Origin of the sequence: Lysinibacillus sp. 1 U-2021, assembly GCF_029916965.1 — a bacterium.
Classification (GTDB): Bacteria; Bacillota; Bacilli; order Bacillales_A; family Planococcaceae; genus Lysinibacillus; species Lysinibacillus capsici.
In genome coordinates this window covers 1,703,350-1,720,580 of the sequence record NZ_CP123966.1, presented here as the reverse complement: position 1 = coordinate 1,720,580, position 17,231 = coordinate 1,703,350, and the positions used below count along the sequence as shown (strand labels likewise).

The 17,231-nt window shown below is 39.1% G+C and carries 15 protein-coding genes; all 15 read right to left on the bottom strand.

Going from position 1 to position 17,231, the window contains the following annotated elements:
• Positions 1–996, bottom strand: a complete 996-nt coding sequence (locus tag QH639_RS08790; RefSeq protein WP_281115958.1) for an ABC transporter ATP-binding protein — start codon at positions 994–996, stop codon at positions 1–3.
• Positions 997–1,861: 865 nt separating this feature from the next.
• Entirely contained in the window at positions 1,862–2,491 is a 630-nt protein-coding gene (gene pyrE / locus QH639_RS08785) for an orotate phosphoribosyltransferase (RefSeq protein WP_016994265.1), read from the bottom strand.
• A 3-nt stretch (positions 2,492–2,494) separates the two neighbouring features.
• Entirely contained in the window at positions 2,495–3,199 is a 705-nt protein-coding gene (gene pyrF / locus QH639_RS08780; protein ID WP_237899585.1) for an orotidine-5'-phosphate decarboxylase, read from the bottom strand.
• Positions 3,199–4,110, bottom strand: coding sequence for a dihydroorotate dehydrogenase (locus tag QH639_RS08775; RefSeq protein ID WP_131521611.1), 912 nt, complete (start codon positions 4,108–4,110; stop codon positions 3,199–3,201). The genes pyrF and QH639_RS08775 overlap by 1 nt, the downstream gene beginning before the upstream one ends.
• A complete protein-coding gene (locus QH639_RS08770; RefSeq protein WP_004227355.1) occupies positions 4,107–4,880 on the bottom strand; it encodes a dihydroorotate dehydrogenase electron transfer subunit in 774 nt (257 codons plus the stop codon). Before QH639_RS08770 ends, QH639_RS08775 begins: the two co-directional genes overlap by 4 nt.
• Before the next feature lies 1 nt (position 4,881).
• Entirely contained in the window at positions 4,882–8,079 is a 3,198-nt protein-coding gene (gene carB / locus QH639_RS08765; protein WP_115673784.1) for a carbamoyl-phosphate synthase large subunit, read from the bottom strand.
• Positions 8,072–9,172, bottom strand: coding sequence for a glutamine-hydrolyzing carbamoyl-phosphate synthase small subunit (gene carA / locus QH639_RS08760; protein ID WP_016994256.1), 1,101 nt, complete (start codon positions 9,170–9,172; stop codon positions 8,072–8,074). The genes carB and carA overlap by 8 nt, the downstream gene beginning before the upstream one ends.
• Positions 9,172–10,449, bottom strand: coding sequence for a dihydroorotase (locus tag QH639_RS08755; RefSeq protein ID WP_131521613.1), 1,278 nt, complete (start codon positions 10,447–10,449; stop codon positions 9,172–9,174). The genes carA and QH639_RS08755 overlap by 1 nt, the downstream gene beginning before the upstream one ends.
• A gap of 1 nt (position 10,450) precedes the next feature.
• Positions 10,451–11,329, bottom strand: a complete 879-nt coding sequence (locus tag QH639_RS08750; protein WP_131521614.1) for an aspartate carbamoyltransferase catalytic subunit — start codon at positions 11,327–11,329, stop codon at positions 10,451–10,453.
• Positions 11,330–11,523: 194 nt separating this feature from the next.
• Complete coding sequence (locus QH639_RS08745; RefSeq protein WP_131521615.1) at positions 11,524–12,834, bottom strand: uracil-xanthine permease family protein; 1,311 nt, start codon at positions 12,832–12,834, stop codon at positions 11,524–11,526.
• Between the two features lie 14 nt (positions 12,835–12,848).
• Positions 12,849–13,397 (bottom strand): bifunctional pyr operon transcriptional regulator/uracil phosphoribosyltransferase PyrR, encoded by a 549-nt coding sequence (pyrR, locus tag QH639_RS08740; protein WP_004227349.1) that lies wholly within the window; start codon positions 13,395–13,397, stop codon positions 12,849–12,851.
• Positions 13,398–13,637: 240 nt separating this feature from the next.
• Positions 13,638–14,549, bottom strand: coding sequence for an RluA family pseudouridine synthase (locus tag QH639_RS08735; protein WP_131521616.1), 912 nt, complete (start codon positions 14,547–14,549; stop codon positions 13,638–13,640).
• Positions 14,546–15,025: a signal peptidase II gene (lspA, locus tag QH639_RS08730; protein ID WP_004227346.1), complete on the bottom strand. Its 480-nt coding sequence runs from the start codon at positions 15,023–15,025 to the stop codon at positions 14,546–14,548. Before lspA ends, QH639_RS08735 begins: the two co-directional genes overlap by 4 nt.
• 153 nt (positions 15,026–15,178) lie before the next feature.
• Positions 15,179–16,747: a sodium/solute symporter gene (locus tag QH639_RS08725; RefSeq protein ID WP_131521617.1), complete on the bottom strand. Its 1,569-nt coding sequence runs from the start codon at positions 16,745–16,747 to the stop codon at positions 15,179–15,181.
• A 24-nt stretch (positions 16,748–16,771) separates the two neighbouring features.
• The gene (locus QH639_RS08720) at positions 16,772–17,107 is read right to left on the bottom strand and encodes a DUF485 domain-containing protein (RefSeq protein WP_131521618.1); all 336 of its coding nucleotides are present in this window, start codon (positions 17,105–17,107) and stop codon (positions 16,772–16,774) included.
• Positions 17,108–17,231 lie beyond the last annotated feature (124 nt).

Sequence of the window (17,231 nt, the reverse complement as noted above, 5' to 3'; positions counted from 1 at the left end):
TCAGCTCACACCCTTTCTAGTATCGCAACTTTCATAAAGTAAACAAGATACCTCATGTCCATCATCTATAAAGGAAAGTTGCGGCGTAACCTTGCTACAATCAGGCATAGCTGAAGGACATCTATCCACAAAACGACAACCTATTTGGGGCATATTTTTCAATGAAGGTACAATCCCTTGAATGGTCGTTAACTTTTCAACTTCCTCATCGATTCTTGGTATAGAAGCCATTAATAGCTTTGTATAAGGATGCTGCGGATTGTGGAACAAATTATCTACATTTGTTTTTTCTACAATTTTCCCCGCGTACATGATAATTACTTCATCACACATTTCGGCTACGACGCCTAAATCATGTGTAATAAGTACGATGGACATATCATTTTTTGCTTGAATTGTCTTTAATAGCTCTAAGATTTGAGCTTGCACCGTCACATCAAGTGCCGTAGTAGGCTCATCTGCAATTAATAGTTTAGGTTGACATGCAATGGCAATGGCAATCATAACCCTTTGTCTCATTCCACCAGATAATTGGTGAGGATACTCATCTACAATTTGATCCGCTCTGGGTATGCCGACTTGTTTTAATAAGTCTATTGCTTTACTTTTAGCCTCAGCCTTTGAGATTTTAGAGTGATTTAAGATAATCTCTTGTATTTGTGAACCAATTGTAAAAACGGGATTTAATGATGTCATGGGTTCTTGGAAAATCATACTGATATCTTTTCCTCTAATCTTATTCATGTCATTGCTAGAATAATTTTCGATGTTTTTTCCTTCAAACTTAATTTCTCCGCCTGTGATTTTGCCAATCCCTTTTGGAAGAAGCTGCATAACTGAAAGTGACATGACACTTTTTCCACATCCAGATTCTCCAACTACCCCAATAATTTGACCTGATTTGACTGAAAAAGAAACATCATCAACAGCATGATAGATATCCCCATCTATATCGAAACCAGTTTTAAGGTTTTTCACTTCTAACATTAAGCTCATTTAATATCACACCTTTAATTTTTTTACTAAAAATCACTACATCCTTTATGTAAGCAACAGAAACATATGTCTAAAATGTATTCTTTAAGTAAAAGATGTAAATAGAAATTAGCTTTTGGCTTCCCTCATAAGATTCAATATTCCGAAAAATTAGATCATAAGATGTTAAACCTATTTCAAAATTATATTACCTAAAAAAAACACCAAATTTTAAAGAGTACATCTTCATTACATAAAATTGACCCTATTTTCCAAATGTAATAGTAACTGGATCGGTATATAATATTCTGACAATTAGGCGTAATGCTATTTTATCTGGAAATAATACATTTAATCAAGTGAATTTTTACAATTCTTATAATATTACATACAAAATAATCCATACAACTATACCATTTCAGATTGGATGCTTTAGATTTTAGCATACTGAATATTAGTTCATTTTCAACTTTATTTGCCTAAAGTATCATTTTTTTATTTTATTAAAATAATAATAACCTACTCATTTGATCCACACATACTATGTCAAAATTTACTTTTATTTGGAAAACATGATTATAAAAGGATTTTTATTGTTTATTTAATTCATAGAATGATACTAAATTTTCCTAATTATTATTAACGAATAATTTTATTTACTAAAGCACTAAACAAATGAAGTGTTTTATATTACATTAAAAAAATAAATTATTTTTACAATTTCTTTAATCTATAGGCCATACTTCTCTTAAAAGTTAATAAAGTTTATTTTCCTTTGACTACGTCGAAAAAACACAAAAAACAACTATCAACAAAAGTATCGATAGTTGTTTCTATGCATTTGCTCTCTTTTATATTCCAGTAACTCTATGTTTTACTACTACTTTTACAATTCTCCAGCTTTTAATTTTCCATGCCACTCTTTTAAGAATGGAATATCTTCTTCTTTGATAGCGCCTGATTCATTTGCTGCTTCAATCAGATAATCAAAATTAGTTAATGATACGTATTGAATGCCAGCCTCATCAAATGCTTGTTCAGCGCGTGGAAGATTATATGTGTAAACACAAACAACTCCAAGCACCTCACAGCCTGCTGCACGCAATGCTTCTACTGCTGTAATGGAAGAACCACCTGTAGAGACGATATCCTCCACAACCACTACTTTTTGTCCTGCTGCGTATTTTCCTTCAATTTGATTACCACGGCCATGCTCCTTCGCTTTAGAGCGTACATAAACCATTGGTAATTCTAAAATATCACTTACCCACGCCGCATGTGGGATACCTGCTGTAGCTGTTCCTGCTACAATTTCTGTCGCTCCGAAGTTTTCTTTGATGACAGAGGCTAAACCATTTGCTAATTGTTTACGAATAACTGGATCGGAAATTGTTAAGCGTGTATCACAGTATATAGGTGATTTAATACCAGATGCCCATGTAAATAGCTCTGTAGGATTTAATTCTACAGCTCCAACTTTTAACATAGCGTGTGCAATTTCATTTTGTAATGTCATAATTTATGCCTCCCATAATTCACTTACGATTTTATATGCTGCTACTGGATCCTGTGCACCTGTTACAGCACGGCCCACAACGATGAGTGATGAACCATCACGCTTTGCCCCATCAGGTGTTGCTATACGTTTTTGATCGTGTGCAGCACCACCAGCTAAACGAATTCCAGGTGTGACACGTAGAAACTCATCTCCACACACCTCAGCAATCGCCTTAGCCTCATGGACAGAGCAAACAACACCTTGTAAACCTGCTTCCTTTGTCAGCCCTGCGTAGTGTAGGACAGACTCTTTCAATGAAAGAGCAATTTTTTGTTCTGCTTGCATTTGTTCTTCTGTTGTAGATGTTAATTGAGTAACGGCTATTAGTGCAGGACGTTGTTTGCCTGTTGGTGTTCCTGCTTCAAGTCCTTCTAGAGCTGCTTCCATCATAGGACGTCCGCCTGCAGCATGGACATTGACTAAATCTACCCCTAATTTTGCTAGACCCTTCATCGCAGAGCCTACTGTATTCGGGATATCATGTAATTTTAAATCAAGGAAAATATCATGACCTAACTCCTTTACTTTGCGTACGATATCAGGTCCCTCTTGCATATATAATTCCATTCCAATTTTCACGAAAAGAGGCTCATCGAACTTTTTAAGGAAATCGAATACTTCTTTTTCTCCTGGAAAATCTAGAGCTAGTATAGGCTTCGTATTCATCAACGATGGCTCCTTCCAATAATCTCTGTTATATGTTCTACACCTAATGCATCCAGCTTTGCTGGTAATTCTTCAATTATGTTTGGACAAACGAAATGGTCAACAAAGTTAGCTGTTCCTACTGCTACAGCTGAAGCACCTGCGGACATAAAATCAATGACATCCTGTGCTTCCGTTACACCGCCCATACCAATTATCGGAATATTGACAGCCTTGTACACCTCATAAACCATTCGTATTGCTACAGGTTTTACAGCAGGACCAGATAGTCCACCTGTGCCATTAGCTATGACTGGCTTACCTGTACGCTCATCTAAACGCATACCAACCAATGTATTAATCATGGTAATACCATCTGCTCCACCTGCTTCAACAGCTAGGGCAATATCAACGATGTTCGTCACGTTTGGTGATAGCTTCACATAGACTGGCACTTCTGACACAGCCTTGACAGCCTTGACAAGCTCGCGTGCTGTAGCAGGATCTGTTCCAAATTGAATACCACCACATTTCACGTTTGGACAAGAAATATTTAACTCCAATGCTTTGACATTCGGTGCTGCTGAAATACGGCGTGCTACTTCCACATAGTCTGCCGTCTCTGTTCCAGCAACATTCGCGATGATAGGTACATCATAATCCTCTAAAAATTTTAATTCCTCATTCATCACTTTTTCAATGCCTGGATTTTGTAGACCAATGGCATTTAACATCCCCGCCGCTGTTTCGGCAACACGTGGCGTTGGGTTACCTGCACGCGTTTCGACCGTTGTTGCCTTAATCATGATAGCACCTAGTTTTGACAAATCATAAAGCTGTGCATATTCACGACCAAAGCCAAAGCAACCTGAAGCTGGCATAATAGGGTTTTTTAAATCTAAGCCTGGTATTTGAATTGTTAAACGACTCATAGTGCCACCGTTCCTTTCGGGAAAACTGGACCATCAGAACATACTTTAACATAGTCTTTTTCAACTTGATCAGTTGTTTTACATACGCATGCAAAGCAAGCTCCAATACCACAGCCCATACGCTCTTCAAATGATAAATAGCCTTCTTTTTCAGGATAAAAGCCTTCTAATGCCCTTAACATTGGTAAGGGGCCACAGGAATAAAAAACATCAAATTCAGGAGCATGCGACTCTAAAACCGTTGTTACAAAGCCTTTTGTGCCTTTCGAGCCATCCACCGTAACATAATGCGTTTCACCAAGTGCACTAAATTCATCCTCATAAAAGCAGACGTCTTTTGTTTGGAAGCCTAAGACGTGGATTGTTTTCACACCACGAGCATTCAATTGCTTGGCTAGCTCATGTAATGGAGGGACACCAATGCCACCACCAACTAGTAGTGCAGTACCTCCCTCCTGCACCGCTTCTACTGGGAAACCATTCCCAATTGGTCCAAGTACGTTGACCAGCTGACCTTCTCGATTTGTTGCCAGAACTTTCGTACCACGCCCCTCAGCACGATAGATCATTGTAAACTCATTGTTGTCTTTATCAATATTTGCAATACTAATTGGTCGACGTAAAAGCGGCTCCAGTGAATCCGACACCTTTACATGGACAAACTGGCCAGGAGTCATCTCCTGAACCAGTTCACCATGAAGTGTCAGTTCGAAAATGTTTGTCGCAATTTGCTTTTGAGAGACGACCGTCATTTTCTCTTGACGTATCATATTAGTGTACTACCTCCGCTTTTGGCATTTGTTCTGCTGTAAATGTCATAGATTCGATAACACGTACCATTGCTTCTGCTGTATCTAAAGATGTTAGGCAAGGTACACCATTTTCTACAGACTCACGACGAATTCGGAAGCCGTCACGAGCTGGTTGCTTGCCTTTTGTTAAAGTGTTGACAACAAGCTGAGCTTCCCCATTTTGGATAAGGTCAATCAATGTTTGTCCTTTCGCCCCAATCTTGCCTACTACATCAGTTCGTACACCTGCTGCTTCAAATGCTTTTGCTGTACCTTCTGTTGCTACAATGCGATAGCCTACTGTTGAGAAGCGTTTTGCTAATGCAATCGCTTCTTCCTTATCTTTATCAGACACAGTGAATAATACTGTACCTTCTGTTCGTATTTCCATACCTGCTGCAACTAAGCCTTTATAAAGAGCTTTTTCTAATGTTGCATCTTTCCCCATTACTTCACCAGTAGATTTCATTTCAGGTCCTAATGTAATGTCTACACGTCGTAATTTAGCGAATGAGAACACTGGTACTTTTACAAATACACCTCTTTGCTCAGCTGCTAGGCCTGTTGGATAGCCTTGCTCTACAATGGATTTGCCAAGGATTGCTTTTGTTGCAATATTAGCCATTGGGATATTTGTAATCTTACTTAGGAACGGTACTGTACGTGATGAACGTGGGTTCACCTCGATAACAAATACTTCGTTTTGTGAAATGACATATTGGATGTTCATTAAGCCGATGATGCCTAGCCCCTTCGCAAGACGAGTTGTATAGTCAACTAATGTATCTTTTTGTGCCTGTGTTAATTTTTGCGGTGGGTAAACAGAGATTGAGTCACCAGAGTGAACTCCTGCACGCTCGATATGCTCCATAATTCCTGGTATTAACACATTCTCACCGTCACAGATAGCATCTACTTCAATTTCCTGTCCTGTTAAGTAACGGTCTACTAATACTGGATGATCTGGAGATGCCTCTACCGCGTTTTCCATATAGTGCTGTAATTCTTCTTGGTTATAAACAATTTCCATTGCACGTCCACCAAGTACATAAGAAGGGCGAACAAGCACTGGGAAGCCTAGACGCTCACCAATGGCAAGAGCCTCCTCTGTAGAAACTGCTGTTTCTCCTTGAGGTTGTGGAATATCTAATTCACGTAGCGCCTGCTCAAATTTATCGCGGTTTTCTGCACGGTCAATATCCTCAAGAGACGTACCTAAGATTTTCACGCCATTAGCAGCTAATTTATCAGCAAGATTAATAGCCGTTTGACCACCGAATTGAACAACAACACCAATTGGTTGTTCTAAGTCGATAATATGCATAACATCCTCAATTGTTAATGGTTCAAAGTATAATTTATCGGAAATTGAGAAATCTGTTGACACTGTTTCTGGATTTGAGTTAATGATGATCGCTTCATAACCCGCTTCTTGAATCGCCCAAACTGAGTGTACTGTGGCGTAGTCAAATTCTACACCTTGGCCAATGCGGATTGGACCTGAACCTAGTACCACCACAGAAGGTTTTTCAGACTTAATCGATTCATTTTCGTCTTCATATGTGCCATAGAAATATGGTGTTTCTGATTCAAATTCTGCTGCACATGTATCCACCATTTTATAAACTGGCATAATCCCATGCTCTTTACGATAAGCATACAGTTCTTCTGGTGTTGTTTCCCAAAGCTCAGCAATTTTCTTATCTGCAAAGCCTAAACGTTTAGCTGTTCGTAGTACGTCTTTGTCATTCTTATTGTCAGCAAGCGTTTGTTCCATATCCACAATATTTTTAAATTTATTTAAGAAGAATAGATCGATTGCTGACCATTCATGAATTTGTTCAATTGTTACACCTCGACGTAAAGCTTCACCGATGAAGAATAGACGTTCATCCCCAGCCTTGCGAATACGTTTTTCAATCCAAGAATCTGAATTTTCTTCAGCATGTTTTAACTCTAAGTGTACTTGACCTGTCTCAAGAGAACGAACCGCTTTTAGCATAGCTTCCTCAAAAGTACGACCTAACGCCATTACTTCACCAGTAGCTTTCATTTGCGTACCAAGATTACGTTTAGCAGATTCGAATTTATCGAATGGCCAACGAGGAATTTTTGCTACGATATAGTCCAGTGCAGGCTCAAAACAAGCATATGTTGAACCTGTTACAGGATTTTTAATTTCATCTAACGTTAAGCCTACTGCAATTTTAGCGGCTAGCTTAGCAATTGGATAACCTGTTGCTTTTGATGCTAACGCAGATGAACGAGAGACACGTGGATTTACTTCAATCACATAGTAATTAAAGCTATATGGATCAAGTGCAAGCTGTACGTTACAGCCACCTTCAATTTTTAAAGCGCGAATAATATCGAGTGAAATATTACGTAGCATTTGGTTTTCGCGATCAGATAGTGTTTGCGTTGGTGCAACAACGATTGAGTCACCTGTATGAATCCCTACTGGGTCAACGTTTTCCATGTTACATACAACGATGGCATTGTCAGCTGCATCACGCATTACTTCGTATTCAATTTCTTTATAGCCTGCGATTGATTTCTCTAATAGACATTGCGTTACAGGGGAATATTTTAAACCCGATGTCACAATTTCTTCTAAGTCTTGATCGTTGTAGCAAATACCGCCACCTGTACCGCCAAGTGTAAAGGCAGGTCGAACAATGACAGGGTAGCCAATTTTTGCAACAAATCTTTTCGCTTCATCTAAGTTATGAATAATATCAGATTCAGGAACTGGAGCTCCTAACTCATACATTAAATTACGGAATAAATCACGGTCCTCCGCTTTATGGATGGCATCTAATTTAGTACCTAGAATTTCAATTCCAAGCTCATCTAGAATACCTGATTTGTCTAATTCGATCGCCATATTTAGGCCTGTTTGACCACCAAGTGTTGGTAAAATCGCGTCTGGGCGTTCTTTACGTAATATACGCGATACAAAATCAAGAGAAATTGGCTCAATATAGACTTTGTCTGCGATTTCTGTATCTGTCATGATTGTAGCAGGGTTTGAGTTAATTAAAATAACGCGGTAGCCCTCTTCTTTTAATGAAAGACATGCTTGTGTTCCTGCATAGTCAAATTCTGCTGCTTGTCCGATAACAATTGGGCCTGAGCCGATTACTAAAATAGTTTCAATATCTGTACGTTTAGGCATGTTGTTTCCCCTTCCCTGCTTCTACTTCCATCATTTCGATGAATTCATCAAATAAATGGTTTGAATCTTCTGGACCTGGTGATGCTTCTGGGTGATATTGCACTGTGAAAATTGGATATTTTTTATGACGTACACCTTCACATGTTCCATCATTTAACGCGATATGTGTTAATTCTAAATCGGTATCTTTTAATGATTCGATATCGATGGCATAGCCATGGTTCTGAGATGTTAAATCTGTACGACCTGTGCGTAAATCTTTTACTGGATGGTTACCACCACGGTGTCCAAATGGTAATTTAAAGGCTTTCGCACCACTTGCTAAAGAAAAGATTTGATGGCCTAAACAAATACCGAACATTGGCACTTTTCCAATTAAGTTACGTACTGTTTCAATGCCTTCTTGAACATCTTCAGGATTTCCTGGTCCATTCGACAACATGATGCCATCTGGATGCCAAGCTAAAATTTCCTCAGCTGACGTATTATACGGTACGACTAGCACATCACAATCACGTTTGTTTAACTCACGTAAAATTCCATGCTTCATTCCATAATCAATTAGAACAACTCGTTTACCACGTCCTGGAGATGGATAGGCTGCTTTTGGTGATACTTCACGAACATGGTGCGTAATGGCTGGCGTTGCTTGTAATTGTGCCACAATTTCATCCACATTTACTTCTTCATCAGCAGCTGTCAAAATCGCTTTTACGGAACCTTTACTACGAATAATACGTGTTAATTTTCGTGTATCAATCCCTTCAATTCCTGGGATATCCTTTGATGTCAAATAGTCATCTAAAGTTAAATCACAGCGGAAATTCGAAGGATTTTTAGCTAATTCACGTACAACAAATCCACGAATTGCTGGCGTAATCGATTCAAAGTCATCACGGTTAATGCCGTAGTTACCAACTAAAGGATAAGTTAAAGTGACAATTTGTCCATAGAATGAAGGATCTGAAATCGTTTCCTGATAACCCGTCATCCCTGTTGTGAATACAACCTCACCTTGTGAAGCGCGCTCGCTACCAAATGCTGTACCTGTAAATACTGTGCCATCTTCTAAAACTAGTAAACGTTTTTTCATTACTCTGCCTCCTGATATACGATATTGCCTTCAAAAATCGTTAGTACTGGCCAACCCTTTGCCACCCAGCCGTTGAATGGTGTATTACGACCTTTTGATACAAAGCCTTCTGCATCAATCGTTTGTTCTTTTTGAATATCAATTAAAATCATATCAGCTGAAGCACCTACTTCTAATGTGCCATATGGCAGATCAAAAATCTCAGCTGCTTTCACTGTCATCCAATCAATTAATTGTTTTAACGTCCACTTTCCTGTTTCTACAAACTGTGTATAAAGTAGTGGGAAAGCAGTTTCGAAACCTACAATACCAAATGGTGCGCCAACCATACCGCAGCATTTTTCTTCTACTGTGTGTGGCGCATGATCTGTTGCAATGCAGTCGATTGTACCATCAAGTAGTGCTGCATGTAGAGAATCTTTATCATCAGCTGCGCGTAATGGTGGGTTCATTTTCCAATTAGCATCATCAGATGGAATATCCATCTCTTCTAGCAATAAATGATGTGGACAAACTTCTGCTGTAACACGGATTCCCGCAGCCTTTGCATCTCTTACCGCACGCACTGATTCCTTCGTCGATACATGACAAACATGGTAACGAGCGCCTGCTGCTTCTGCAAGTAGTACATCTCGTGCAATTTGTACGGATTCACAGATGGAAGGTATTCCTGGGAGGCCTAGCTCTTTATTACGCTTTCCTTCATGCATCACGCCATCATAGATTAATGAGTTGTCCTCACAATGCGCTACAACGACCATATCGTGCTGGGCCGCATCTTTCATTTGCTCATACATCGTTGAGGCTAGCTGGATACCAACACCATCATCTGAGAATGCCACTGCTCCATGTGCTTTTAATTCTTCAATATTTGTTCGAACCTCACCCGATATATCCTTTGTTAGGGAACCGTATGGGAGTACTCGAATAACCGCACTGTCCTGAATGAGCCCATTGATGAGTTGCATGTTTTCAACCGAATCAGGTACTGGCTTTGTATTAGGCATTGCGCAAATTGTCGTAAAGCCACCTTTTGCTGCTGATGCCGAACCTGTTGCAATGGTTTCCTTATGCTCAAATCCTGGCTCTCGTAAATGTGTATGAACATCGATAAAGCCTGGTGCTACGATTAAACCATGTCCTTCAATCAGTTCTGCACCTGCTACAGTCACATCTTGACCAATAGCCGTAATCTTTCCGTCTGCCATTGCAATATTGACTGTCTTTAATTCACCTTGTTCATCTAGCATTTGTACATTTTGAAGTACCTTTGTCATGTTATTCTCTCCCCTTTAAAATGGTTTCCATAATAGCCATCCGTGTGTAAACACCGTTCCGCACCTGTTCAAAAATTCGAGAGCGATCACACTCGACTAACTCAGAAGCAATTTCGACATCACGATTGACGGGTGCTGGATGCATAATAATGGCTGATTCTTTCATTTGCTTTTCTCGTTCAATTGTTAAACCAAACTCTTGATGGTAACCTTCCTTTGAGAAGCTTTTATTTACTTTATGACGTTCATGTTGCACACGTAGTAACATAATGACATCACTTATTTCGATCAGATTATCCCATGAATGGTGCGCTTCAAAACCGCCAGACCATTCTTCTGGGCAAAGGAAATGAACATTTGCCCCTAAATTTTGTAATGCTGTTGCATTTGATTTCGCTACTCGACTATGAGAGATATCTCCTGCAATTGTGACATTCAACCCTTCGAAATAGCCAAACTCCTTTTTGATGGTATAAAGATCCAATAAGGATTGTGAAGGGTGTTGCCCAGCACCATCTCCTGCATTAATAATCGCTACATTAATACCATCCAGCAGCTCATTGTAATACTCATCTTCTGACGCTCGAATGATGACAGCATCTAAACCAATCATTTCCAATGTTTTGACCGTATCGTACATCGTTTCCCCTTTCGTAACACTCGAAAACCCTGCATCAAAAGGGATAACATGACAGCCAATTTTGTATTCTGCCATTTCAAAGCTTGTTTTTGTACGAGTACTTGGTTCAAAGAATAGATTGGCCACTTTGTGTGTGCGAGATAACGATGATGTTTCACCATTTTCAAATGCTTGCGCAAGATCTAGGATTTGGTTAATCTCTTCTGTTGTTAAATGTTCCATCGATAATAAGTTCTTCATCATGTGACCTCCATTAGGTTGTGAATCGTGAACGCCTATGTATGACGTTCTCTGTATATAAAGTAAAAGCCCCGTTGATGTCATCAACGAGGCATGAGGAGGCGTGACAAACTACAGCAAGACATACATCCCACTTCAGCCTGTCCACAACTTCCCTTTTTTTGCCTCTCTGGACAATTCATTAAAAGGTACTACTATGAATCTTTATTTTGATTGTATTGTACGGGTATATCAGCTTCTTTTTTACCTGGTAGAATCGCATTTAATAGCACACCAATAATCGCTGCTAGTGCCATTCCTTCTACACTCAATGATTCTGAGATAACAAACTTGGCACCGCCAATACCAATGACTAAAATCACTGAAGCAATTACTAGGTTACGACTGTTACCAAAATCAATATGATTATCTACCAGCATACGTAAGCCACTTGCTGCGATAATTCCAAAGAGTAAGATGGAAACTCCACCAAGTACTGCGGTTGGAATCGTTGCAATTACTGCCATTGCTTTCCCGAAGAATGATAGTAAGATAGCAACCACTGCTGCACCTGCAATAACGTAGATACTGTATACTCGAGTAATGGCTAGTACACCAATATTTTCACCATACGTTGTTTTCGGAGGACCTCCGATTAAAGCACTCACAAATGTGCCAAGCCCGTCACCTAGTAGCGAACGGTGTAGTCCTGGCTCTTTAATATAATCCCGATCTACTACTTTTCCTAATACCAGTTGATGTCCTATATGTTCCGAAATTGTTACAATTACGATTGGTACCATGATAAGTAGAATTTTTGTTGTTATTTCAAACTCATAATGCACACCTGGTATTAAGAAATCAGGCATTGCGAAGAATTTTGCTTTGGCAATCGGTGTATAGTCTACTATGTCGATCATCATGGAGTAAATGTACCCTACAATTAGGCCCATCAAAATTGGCATAGTGCTTAAAATTCCTTTAAAGAAAATCGTAAAGATGATAGCTGTAAAGACCGTCACTAAAGCAGCTGAGAAGTGTAAAAAGCTATACTCTCCATTGACGTTCATTGCCATATTCACAGCCGTACCTGAAAGTCCAAGCCCAATTACCATAATTACTGGGCCTACCACAATCGGTGGCAAAATTTTCATAATCCACTTATAACCACTTTTCCAAATGATTAAGGATACAATCCCGTACGTAATGCCGACTGCCATAGCACCGATCATGGCATTGCCTGGGTTTACACTTGAACCGTCTTCATTTAAACCACCTGCAGCAAGTAGGATTGGTGCAATAAAGGCGAAGGATGATCCTAAATAAGCTGGTACCTGAAATTTTGTAATTAATAGGAAGAATAATGTAGCAATTCCGCTTGTTAAAAGGGCAATCGCTGGACTAAGACCTACTAACTGCGGTACTAAAATCGTTGAACCAAACATCGCAAACATATGCTGGAAACTTAATGTCACTAGCTGGAGCGGGGTCGGTTTATCCTTAATATCTAAAACTGCATTTGACATACTGTTTCCTCACTTTATTGTTCGTCTTCTTTATAAATAATGACGCAATCTTCTCCGTCTACCTCTTGTAAATTGACAACAATGCGCTCAGAGCCAGAAGTTGGAACGTTTTTTCCCACATAGTCTGCTCTAATTGGTAGCTCTCGATGTCCTCTATCTACTAGAACAGCTAGTTGAATTTGTGCCGGTCTTCCTAAATCCATTACAGCATCTAGAGCTGCACGTACTGTTCGACCTGTATAAAGTACATCATCCACTAAGATGATTTTTTGATTTTTCACTTGATACTCGATATCAACTTGTTCTACATGTGCTTGTTCGTTTTCATGTTTCGTTGTTAAATCATCTCGGTAAAGTGTAATATCAAGTTCCCCTGTACGAATCGGTTTACCTTCAATTTTTTCAATTCGCTGCGCCAAACGTCTGGCTAGAAAGGCACCTCTTGTTTTAATGCCAACTAAAATACATTCATCGATTCCTTTATTACGTTCAATTATTTCATGGGCAATACGTGTTAATGCTCGTGTCATTGATGGGCCATCTAATAATTCATTTTGTGCCATATTCGTATCCTCCTCTCTCCAATCTATTATCGGCCATGTGTCCATAAAAAAACCTCTCGAGGCGAATAGCCTGAGAGGGTTGTATACGTGTCGAAAAAGCATGTTGGAAAAATTTGCAGCACAAATTTCCACAACACTATCACATGTCCCTTCTCAGCCTCTCTGGACTGCCATTAAAGGTGAATATTTAGTTATGTTGTTCATTCACTGTCGTTAGTATAGACTTTCTTTTCGTATACGTCAATGCCTATTTCGTAAATCATTTAATAATTGTTCATAATCAGCTGGAAGTGGTGTTTCAAACTCCAAATATTCTCCAGATGAAGGATGATCGAAACCTAAAGTCGCTGCATGTAAAACTTGTCCCCCAAAGTCGATTGTCTTTTTCGGACCATATTTTGGATCTCCAACAAGTGGGAAGCCAATATAATTCATATGCACACGAATTTGGTGTGTACGTCCTGTTTCTAAACGACATTCCACAAGCGTATAGTCACCAAAACGTTCAACAACTTGGAAGTGTGTGACAGCATGTTTACCATTATCGACAACTGCTTGTTTTTGGCGATCTTTTTGGTCACGACCAATTGGTGCATCAATTGTCCCCTTATCATGCGCAATATGCCCGTGGACAAGAGCAATATATTTACGAGTAACTGTTTTATTCACTAATTGATTGACTAATGATTCATGAGCCGTATCGTTTTTAGCAACCATCAATAAGCCCGATGTATCTTTGTCGATACGATGGACAATCCCTGGTCGTAGTACACCATTAATCCCTGATAAGTCTTTACAATGATACATTAAGCCATTTACCAGTGTACCTCCCATATGGCCCGGTGCTGGATGTACCACCATACCCTTTGGTTTATTCACAACAAGAACATCTGCATCCTCATAAACAATATCTAAATCTAAATTTTCTGCGACAACATCCAATTCTTCCACTTCTGGTACATCAATAGCGATGATGTCACCAGCTTTAACCTTATATTTTGCCTTTACCACATCACCGTTTACTTTAATGACTCCCTCACTAATCCAGTTCCCAATTTGCGTGCGTGACCACTCAGATTGTAAGCTGGAAAGTGCTTTATCAATGCGCTCTCCTTGCTGCTGTTCTTCGATTGTATATGTTACTTGCGTCATTGTTTCACCTGTTTCTTCTCTTTTTTATCTTCCATAATTAAGCCAATCATCAGCACGACAACCGCTATTGTTAATGCAGCATCTGCCACATTAAAAATAGGGAAATCATAATTAATAATCGGAATTAAAACATCTACAAAATCGACCACTTCTCCTCTAAATAGACGGTCAATAAAGTTTCCTACTGCACCACCAAGCAAAAGCATTAAGCCGACTTGAAAAACAGGCTTTCCCTTTGCTTCTTTATGATAAAAATAGACAATCGCACAGATAACAGCAACTGTGACAATACTAAACAACCACATTTGCCCCTCTAGCATCCCCCATGCTGCCCCTCTATTTCGATGAGACAAAATACCAAACCAAGGGTCCCATACAGCAATGCGTTCAGCATATTCCATATTTTTCACAATCAGCCATTTTGTCCATTGATCCAGTAAAACGACAAAAGCAGCTAATCCATAATATTTATACACAGACATTCCTCCGTTCACTCAACATCTTACCTATTCTACCATAACAGTTCCATTCACAATAACTAATATCCTATCTAATCTAAATCTCTTCAAGAAATATAAAAAGGCTACCCCTATTACGTTTAAGCAATAGAAATAGCCATAACTTATTGGTTAGACAGTTTCAGATTCTTTTGAATGTACTCGCTTCATGAAGTCATTAACATCAGCAGGAACTTTGCGATCTATTAAAGACACGATAATAACAGATAAGAAGCCCACAGGCACTGTCACAATACCCGGAATTTTAAACTGCAAGAAGCTTGGTAACGTTCCTGGTAAAAAGATCATCCACATAGACACGCCAAGTCCTATTAATAATCCTGCAATGGCTCCTTTCTCTGTCATGCCTCTCCACCAAATACCTAAAATAAATATTGGGGTAAATGTACTTGCAGCGACAGTAAAGGCGAGCGCCACTAAATGGCCAATGGATGCATCCTTTACAAGTAAGCCCAATGCTCCATATAAAATACCTAATATTACAATAGCCACTTTCCCAGCAATAACTCGTTGTTTTTGTGTAATATCCTTTTTCATGATATTGGCATATAAATCATGAGCTAGTGCACCCGAGCTTGTAATAAACAATCCTGAAAGATTGGAGAAAATAGCTGCAAATGCTCCTGCTATAACTAATCCAAGTAGCCATTTGCCACCTAGTGCAAGGGCTGTAGTAGGAATGACCATATTATTCCCACCCAGCACTAAATCACGCATAACTTCCTCACTAGCTGTCCCAGAAATGAAAATAGATCGACCTACAACACCTAAATAAACAGCTAACAAGAAGAACGCGCTTGCAATCCCAATGGCCATGAGTGCAGATTTACGAGCTGCTTTAGCACTTGGATTTGTATAAAAACGCAATAATATATGTGGAAGTCCAATTGTTCCTAGTGCTAACCCAATCGTCATACTAATTGTTTGCCAGAACGTTGGGAAATAGAAGCCTGTGCCTGTCCAAGCAGCACCATCAAAATTGATATCATTGCCATCTAGGGCATACGGTGAAGTGCCAGTGATCGGACCACTAAATGAATGGATGGCTGCTAAAATTTTATCATAATGTAAACCGCCATAAACTGCTGCAATTAACATCACGATAAACGCACCTAGACGAATCCACAACTCTAATGCTTGGTTGATGGTTGTTCCTTTCATACCACCAATACCTACATAAAAAATCATAACAACACAAGTAAATATAATGCCGAATTCATAAGAAGTACCAAAAAACATACTTAAAATTTGTGCGGCACCTAATAATTGTGGAGCTGCATAAAAGCCAGAAATTGCTAAAACCACCGCTACCGCTACAAGCCGTGCTCGTCTACTATGAAAACGATAGCCTAAAAAATCTGCAACGGTAAATGCACCGAAGCGTCTTAAAGGACCTGCCACAAAAATCGCTAATAATGTTAACCCAATGGAAAAGCAAAAAGCATAATAAGCACCATCATATCCAAGTTGAAATGTTAACCCTGCGATGCCCAGAAATGTTGCTGCACTTAAGTAATCCCCACCAATGGCAGAACCATTTGTAAACCATCCGAAGCTTCGGCCACCTACAAAGAAATCCGATGCTGTTGCATTTCTTTTTGTTAAATACGTAATGTATACAATTGTCCCCATTAAAGCAATGGTCATTAACATCTTTGGTTCTAATAGAGCTTCCATCATTCAACATTTCCCCCTTTGTTCCAACTACTTATTTGCTATATCGTATTTTTTTAGACGTTTCTCGTACATGGCTGTATGAACATATGCAATAATAAATGCCATAGCCATCATTACAATCGTTGTCACAAACCATGTGACTGTCATACCACCCCAGATTTTCTTAAACGCAAATGCTGGCGCAAACCAATTCATAACAGGGATACTAAAAATCAAAATAAAGTAAAATATCGATAAACCTAAACCTGTTGTAAATTCATCTTTCATAATTTTGTTTGTTGTTGCATCTAAAGGTGGTAGATCTTTCACATCAATTGTTCCTGCTTCTACATAGTCATAATCATGACTGCCTACTTCCGCCATAAGCCAACTCCCCCTTTTCTGATAAGTAAATAATTAACTGAAATTTCAAATTATTATTCACTACAATTATTCTATTCTATTTCAACTTCAATATAGATATAAAATATTGCTGTATTAGTACAAA

Excerpts from the sequence above, each read along its gene's own strand:
- QH639_RS08790 (WP_281115958.1), bottom strand. The coding sequence starts at position 996 with ATGAGCTTAATGTTAGAAGTGAAAAACCTTAAAACTGGTTTCGATATA.
- pyrE (WP_016994265.1), bottom strand. The coding sequence starts at position 2,491 with ATGACATTACAAAATGAAATTGCACACGCTATGTTAAAAGTTGGAGCT.
- pyrF (WP_237899585.1), bottom strand. The coding sequence starts at position 3,199 with ATGAATACGAAGCCTATACTAGCTCTAGATTTTCCAGGAGAAAAAGAA.
- QH639_RS08775 (WP_131521611.1), bottom strand. The coding sequence starts at position 4,110 with ATGAGTCGTTTAACAATTCAAATACCAGGCTTAGATTTAAAAAACCCT.
- QH639_RS08770 (WP_004227355.1), bottom strand. The coding sequence starts at position 4,880 with ATGATACGTCAAGAGAAAATGACGGTCGTCTCTCAAAAGCAAATTGCG.
- carB (WP_115673784.1), bottom strand. The coding sequence starts at position 8,079 with ATGCCTAAACGTACAGATATTGAAACTATTTTAGTAATCGGCTCAGGC.
- carA (WP_016994256.1), bottom strand. The coding sequence starts at position 9,172 with ATGAAAAAACGTTTACTAGTTTTAGAAGATGGCACAGTATTTACAGGT.
- QH639_RS08755 (WP_131521613.1), bottom strand. The coding sequence starts at position 10,449 with ATGACAAAGGTACTTCAAAATGTACAAATGCTAGATGAACAAGGTGAA.
- QH639_RS08750 (WP_131521614.1), bottom strand. The coding sequence starts at position 11,329 with ATGAAGAACTTATTATCGATGGAACATTTAACAACAGAAGAGATTAAC.
- QH639_RS08745 (WP_131521615.1), bottom strand. The coding sequence starts at position 12,834 with ATGTCAAATGCAGTTTTAGATATTAAGGATAAACCGACCCCGCTCCAG.
- pyrR (WP_004227349.1), bottom strand. The coding sequence starts at position 13,397 with ATGGCACAAAATGAATTATTAGATGGCCCATCAATGACACGAGCATTA.
- QH639_RS08735 (WP_131521616.1), bottom strand. The coding sequence starts at position 14,549 with ATGACGCAAGTAACATATACAATCGAAGAACAGCAGCAAGGAGAGCGC.
- QH639_RS08725 (WP_131521617.1), bottom strand. The coding sequence starts at position 16,747 with ATGATGGAAGCTCTATTAGAACCAAAGATGTTAATGACCATTGCTTTA.
- QH639_RS08720 (WP_131521618.1), bottom strand. The coding sequence starts at position 17,107 with ATGGCGGAAGTAGGCAGTCATGATTATGACTATGTAGAAGCAGGAACA.